The organism is Rodentibacter trehalosifermentans, from assembly GCF_002000545.1.
GTDB lineage: Bacteria > Pseudomonadota > Gammaproteobacteria > Enterobacterales > Pasteurellaceae > Rodentibacter > Rodentibacter trehalosifermentans.
Genome location: NZ_MLHL01000031.1, coordinates 65,112 through 71,342, shown reverse-complemented (window position 1 = coordinate 71,342; position 6,231 = coordinate 65,112). Strand labels below are relative to the sequence as shown.

Below are 6,231 nucleotides of genomic sequence, written 5' to 3'. Positions count from 1 at the left end.
AAGGCAAGGCAAGGCAAGATGATAGTATAATGATAATGGTCTGTAAACCATTTACGATAGGGTATATGCCATTAATTTAATCCGCTATTCCCGACTAAAACCGAAGTCATACTCACCGAACCACCTACCAATACATCATTGAAAATCACCACATCATCAATATCTTCACGCAATGCCATCACATAAAGCAAAGGCAAATAATGTTCGGGTGTTGGAACGGATAAGCTCGCCGGCTCGCCAAACTGCTCGAAATTTACCAAAGCATCAAGGTTATTTTCCACCACCGCTTGGTTAATTTGATCACGGAATGTTAATGCCCAATCATACGCAGCCCCTATCGTATTAATGTGTTCGTGACTCATTACGGAAAGGTTATGCACAATATCGCCACTGCCTAAAATAAGCACGCCTTCCTCACGCAAAGGTGCAAGTTTTTTTGCCAAATCAAAATGCCATTGTGCTGATTTGCTACGATCTAAACTTAACTGCACCACCGGCACATCCGCTTGCGGATAAAGGTGCATTAATACCGCCCAAGCGCCGTGATCAAAACCACGTGTCGGATTGATATGCAATTCTTCGTTTTGCAATAATGTTTGCACTCTCGCCACTAATTCCGCACTGCCCGGAGCCGGGTAGTTAATTTGGCTCAAGGCATCGGGAAAACCATAAAAATCGTAAATCATCGGTGGATTAGCACTCCCCGTCACTTGCAATCGATCACTAAACCAATGTGCCGAAATGCACAAAATGGCTTTTGGTTTCTCAAAGGAAGCCGCCACTTGTGCGAAATTTTGGTTAAAAGGATTATTCGATTCAATCGCATTCATTGGGTTGCCATGCCCAACAAATAATGCTGGCATTTTATTGCTCATGTGTCCTCCTAAAGTCGGAATGTTCAAATAAATCCATTATGGACGTAATCAAATTGGGAATAAAGCGAGAAATTGGAAGAAGTGTTTTTACTTTTGGTTAATAATGATACTATCGTCTCCTTAGTATTTTTCTCACCAAAAGCAATATTTTGACGAAATTCTTTTATGTGGCTATGCAAAAAATTTGAAGAATTAAGCACTTATGAACTATTTTTAATTTATAAAGTGCGTACGGAAATTTTCGTTGTTGAACAACAATGTGCCTATCCCGAAGTCGATGATAAGGATCTCATTTCACTTCATTTGTTTTATTTGGAAAACGATCAGATTTTGGCTTATGCACGGATTATTCCTGAAAAAAATACCGTGCATTTTGGACGAGTTCTGGTGGTGCAATCCGCCCGCCAAGAGGGTTGGGGACGTAAATTAGTTGAACAAATTTTAAATACGATTAAGGTTTATTTCCCTGATAAAAAGGTTCATATTCAAGCCCAAGAATATTTACAAAATTTTTATCAATCCTTCGGATTTAAAGCGATTTCAGCAGTCTATTTGGAAGATGGGATACCGCATTTGGATATGGAATTAGTGAAACAGGCTTAAAATATTGCCCGGCAAATAAGCCTTGTGTGTTTTGATATTAAACTATATTTCTTGTTTTTCGAATTTTTCCGCTTTCTTCTCCGCCCGTCTTTTACGAAAAAAAGCACTTAATTTTTCACCGCACTCTTGTGCCAGCACGCCGCCTGTGATTTCAACCTTATGGTTCATTTGATAATCATCAAAAAAGTGGAAACGGGAACCTACTGCGCCGGTTTTATAATCTGATGCCCCAAACACCAAACGTTGAATTCGGCTGTGTAATATTGCACCGGCACACATGGTGCAGGGTTCGAGCGTCACATATAGGGTGGTATTCAGCAGACGATAGTTTTTTATCTTTTTTGCCGCATGGCGTAATGCGACAATCTCCGCATGGGCAGTCGGGTCGTTTTCAATAATGGAGAGATTCCAACCTTCCCCGAGGATATTCCCTTCGCGGTCCACCAGCACCGCCCCCACGGGAATTTCACCTAAGGCTTCGGCTTTATCCGCCAAGCTCAGGGCATGGCGCATAAATTTCTCATCCAAATCCGAGCGCACTTTTTTACCTTATACAGAGAAAGGATATTTAATCGCTTCGTGGGATTGATAGCCAATCACTTTGAAATCATCCATGGTGACCCAAGTTTCTAAATCTTCGAGAGTTTTAATATCAGGATTAATCTCCAATTTTGGCAGAGGGAAAGGCTCACGTTTTAATTGCACATCACGCATGAGCGCCAGTTGATCTTCATAAATATGCGCATTAATAATTTTGTGAAACGCTTTGCCCGCTTTCTTTCCGGTGATTTGTGCCATTAAGGCTAAGAAGGTAAACACTTGAATTTGGTTAAAATTCAACCCGAGTGGAACATCACAAGAACGTTGGTAACTGGTGAGGTGCAAGGTATCGCCCACAAGCGAGAAGGTGTGCGTGTGCATACAAGGACGCAAACAACCTAAATCAATTTCCCCCGGGTTAAAAAATGTCATGATCTCGCCCCGATCATCAATTCCTCGAGTGAGATTGTTCACAATTTTGCGAAGTTGATCTACTGTTTCACCGTTTGGTTTACGCCAGGCTCTCCCCTGAACACCATAAACCCGCCCCATATCATCAGTGTCTTTACGATGAGGATTAGCAAGCCACGCTGCATTTTCATTGGCATTGGCATCCCAAGTTTTGGTGCCGAGTTTGCGAAAATCCGCCGCATTATCATAACCCCGAATATAGCCTAAAAACTCGGCAATAGCGGCTTTCCAATAGCTTTTTCGGGTGGTGATAAGGGGAAATTGGTTATTTGCCACATCATATTCCAAATCCGCATTAATCACGGTTAAGCAGCGTTTGCCCGTGCGTTCATTGGCGATCCATTCGCCTTCATTAATAATACGCTGACAAAGTTCGAGATATTGTTTCATAAAAACGCCTTAATTTTTGACCGCACTTTTGCGTGTGTAAGCCCACCACATAATCAATGCACCACCAATAATCATCGGTAAACACAAGGCTTGACCACGGGTCATTATGCCAAGGAAAGATTCGACTTCCGGCTCTCGTACATATTCCACGATAAAGCGGAACACGCCATAGCCTATCAAAAATAAACCGGCAACAGAGCCCATTGGGCGTGGTTTTTTAATGAAAATATTGAGAATGGCAAATAGCACCAAGCCTTCTAAAAAGGCTTCATAAAGTTGTGAAGGGTGGCGTGGCAATAAAAGCGGATCATTTGGGAAAATCATCGCCCAAGGCACATCGGTTTCACGCCCCCAGAGTTCAAGATTAATAAAGTTACCAATACGTCCTAATCCTAAACCAAAGGGGATTAAAGGGGCAATAAAATCGGCCGTTTGCCAAAAATGACGTTTTTGCGAATAAGAGGTCCAAATCATGGCGACAATCACACCGATTAATCCACCATGGAAAGACATTCCCCCTTCCCAAACACGGAACAGATAAAGCGGATCTTGTAAGAAATGATCAAGATTATAGAAGAACACATCACCGATACGTCCCCCTAAAAACACACCCATAAAACCATTGAAAAGTAGGCTATCTACCTGTTCAACGCTCCACCCGCTATTCGGACGATTTGCCCGGCGAACCCCTAGCCAGCGGGCAAAAAGAAAACCTAATAGATACATCAAGCCATACCAACGCAGACCGATGTTGCTATCACCAAAAGTAAAAATGCTGGGATCAAAATAGGGAAGGTGTAAATATTGATTCATAATTTTCCTTATTTTAGAAACATATTAACGGCGATCACAACTAACATGAGTGCAAAGCCTTTTTTCAGTGTAGGCACCGGTAATTTTGCGGTGGCGGTCGCACCTAATTTGGAGGTAAAAAATGAGGTGGCAGTGATACTAAAAACTGCCGGTAAATAAACATAACCAAGGGAATAATCCGGCATTGCCGGGTTCCCCCAACCGCTCACCATAAAGCTCAGCATTCCGGATACCCCAAGCAACATCCCGCAAAATGCGGAAGAACCGATGGCTTTTTTAATATCAATGCCACGTGAGTTAAGAAAGGGTACAATAAAACCGCCACCGCCAATACCGGCAACACTGGACGCCATACCAATTAAAATACCGCCGATAACGGAGGATTTTGTCGTCAGTGTTTTTGTCGATTCCGCAGGCTGCGGTTTAATGGAAACCACCATTTTTACGGCTAAATAAACAACAAGACAGGCAAATAATTTTGATGTAATGTCACGATCTAATTTGCCAATAAATAAACCTGAAATAAAGACCGTTACCATAATCACGGGAGCCAAAATTTTTACCGCATCCCACACAATATTACCTAATTGATGATGACGTTGTGCCGAAGAAAATCCTGTGATCACAATAGTGGCAAAAGACGTTCCCAATGCAGTTGACATCAACAAGGGTTCCGGCACTCCAACCATCGGTAAAAGATAAACTAATGCCGGTACAACGATTAAACCGCCACCAATTCCGAATAACCCGGCAAGAAACCCGACAACACAGCCAACTAATAGGCTAATTGCAATAAAAGTCAGCATCACCTATCCCCTTTTATGAAATTGACGTTTTGAATAATTCGGTTTATGAGACATAAATTTTGGAGTACGTTCCTGAAAATGCTCAGACGATTTGTTTTTATCAAGAGAAAATAAAAAAATAGCAAATTCTTTCATCACTCGGCGATATACATCTCTCTTGAACGATACCACCTGACGCACCGGATACCAAAAGCTAACCCAACGCCAACCATCAAATTCCGGTGATTTAGTGGTTTTCATATTGATCGCTTTTTCATCGGAAACCAAACGCAATAAAAACCAGCGTTGTTTCTGCCCAATACACATCGGTTTAGAATCGTAACGTAACAAACGTTTTGGTAATTTATAGCGTAACCAGTGCTTCGAGATATATAAAATGCGTACATCTTTCGGTTGCAATCCCACCTCTTCATACAACTCGCGATACATCGCTTGCTCGGCACTTTCATTATCATTAATGCCACCCTGTGGGAACTGCCAAGAATTTTGCCCACAACGTTTTGCCCAAAGCACTTGATTTTTGTGATTACAAATCACAATTCCCACATTTGGGCGGTAGCCATCAAAATCGACCACTCTCGTTCTACCTTAAATTTTTCTATAAAAATAGTCTGCGGATTGTTTCATAAATTGGCGTTTTTATCAACCGAAGGGCAAAAATGCGGTGGTTCTCCGTTGCATTTTTACGCTGTGGATAACATTGTGATTAACCTTCTTATAAGCCGCCATAAAATTGTGTAGAACCTCAAAAAGATCCTTTTTTCGGTTTATTTTTCTCAGTATTGGCGATTTTTTGCCCTCAAGATCCGGAGCAAAAACCAACCGCACTTTATTTCAACAAAGTGCGGTTAAAAAACCTTCTTTTTTAAAAGCCCTCTATAAAAAAGCCCCTACTTTGAGCCCTCCGATAAGTTATGCAATGTTTCTGTGGATAAAATTGTGGTCAGCAAAATCAATAATACTGGATAACTTCGCCCAAATCAGTTCGATAAATCTCAAACATCATAAAAATATTTATAATTCAATTAGTTATGAAATATCTCACGGAATAATCAGAATGTGAATAACACGAGAAAATTTACTGTTTATTTTTTAGTCTGAATATTAATGTCGTCTAAATAGCGTTTCCAATCAAAATACTGACCGGGATCGATCTTCCGTCCCGGTGAAATATCCGCATGCCCGACAATACGATCCGGCGTAATCTTCGGATACGCTGTCATAATGCATTTCGTCAGCCGTTGCAAAGATTGGTATTGTGCCTCGGTAAAAGGTTGTTCATTACTTCCTTCAAGTTCAATGCCAATGGAAAAATCATTACATTTTTCACGCCCTTCAAAGCTGGAAACGCCCGCATGCCATGCCCGCTCATTAAAATTCACATATTGTGTAATTACGCCCTGACGGTCGATCAAACAATGGGCGGAAACCCGCATTTGATGAATTTCCTCAAAATAGGGGTGAAGCTTGGGATCTAACTTACCTTGAAAAAAATCATCAATATAGCCTCCGCCAAACTGTTCCGGGGGGAGGCTAATATAATGAATCACCAACAAAGAAATATCGCCCGAATCTAAACGTTCATCAAAATGAGGCGAAGGAATTTGGCGACAATTTGTCAGCCAACCCTGTTCAATACATTTCTGTTTTTTCATGATTTTCTCCTATTTTTACGATCAGGATCGCAGAAAAAGTGCGGTCAATTTTACAAAGTTTTTTTCCTTCTAGACAAT

8 protein-coding genes are annotated in these 6,231 nt (G+C 41.2%); 1 reads left to right on the top strand and 7 read right to left on the bottom strand.

Features of this window, described 5'->3' with window-relative positions:
* Positions 1-71 precede the first annotated feature (71 nt).
* Entirely contained in the window at positions 72-875 is an 804-nt protein-coding gene (gene ygiD / locus BKK52_RS06420; protein ID WP_077478287.1) for a 4,5-DOPA-extradiol-dioxygenase, read from the bottom strand.
* 165 nt (positions 876-1,040) lie between these two features.
* On the opposite strand from ygiD, the gene BKK52_RS06415 reads away from it, so the two are divergent.
* Complete coding sequence (locus tag BKK52_RS06415; protein WP_077414269.1) at positions 1,041-1,478, top strand: GNAT family N-acetyltransferase; 438 nt, start codon at positions 1,041-1,043, stop codon at positions 1,476-1,478.
* Between the two features lie 42 nt (positions 1,479-1,520).
* Here BKK52_RS06415 and tadA read toward each other — a convergent pair whose 3' ends face one another.
* From tadA to ampD, 6 genes are all read right to left on the bottom strand, one after another.
* Positions 1,521-2,018, bottom strand: coding sequence for a tRNA adenosine(34) deaminase TadA (gene tadA, locus BKK52_RS06410; protein WP_256821841.1), 498 nt, complete (start codon positions 2,016-2,018; stop codon positions 1,521-1,523).
* Positions 2,019-2,027: 9 nt separating this feature from the next.
* Positions 2,028-2,879 (bottom strand): thymidylate synthase, encoded by an 852-nt coding sequence (locus tag BKK52_RS06405; protein ID WP_077478285.1) that lies wholly within the window; start codon positions 2,877-2,879, stop codon positions 2,028-2,030.
* Positions 2,880-2,888: 9 nt separating this feature from the next.
* Complete coding sequence (gene lgt / locus BKK52_RS06400) at positions 2,889-3,692, bottom strand: prolipoprotein diacylglyceryl transferase (RefSeq protein WP_370597045.1); 804 nt, start codon at positions 3,690-3,692, stop codon at positions 2,889-2,891.
* Positions 3,693-3,700: 8 nt separating this feature from the next.
* A complete protein-coding gene (locus BKK52_RS06395; RefSeq protein WP_077478284.1) occupies positions 3,701-4,498 on the bottom strand; it encodes a sulfite exporter TauE/SafE family protein in 798 nt (265 codons plus the stop codon).
* A 3-nt stretch (positions 4,499-4,501) separates the two neighbouring features.
* Complete coding sequence (gene rppH / locus BKK52_RS06390) at positions 4,502-5,074, bottom strand: RNA pyrophosphohydrolase (RefSeq protein ID WP_077478282.1); 573 nt, start codon at positions 5,072-5,074, stop codon at positions 4,502-4,504.
* A 509-nt stretch (positions 5,075-5,583) separates the two neighbouring features.
* Positions 5,584-6,153: a 1,6-anhydro-N-acetylmuramyl-L-alanine amidase AmpD gene (gene ampD, locus BKK52_RS06385; RefSeq protein WP_077478280.1), complete on the bottom strand. Its 570-nt coding sequence runs from the start codon at positions 6,151-6,153 to the stop codon at positions 5,584-5,586.
* Positions 6,154-6,231 lie beyond the last annotated feature (78 nt).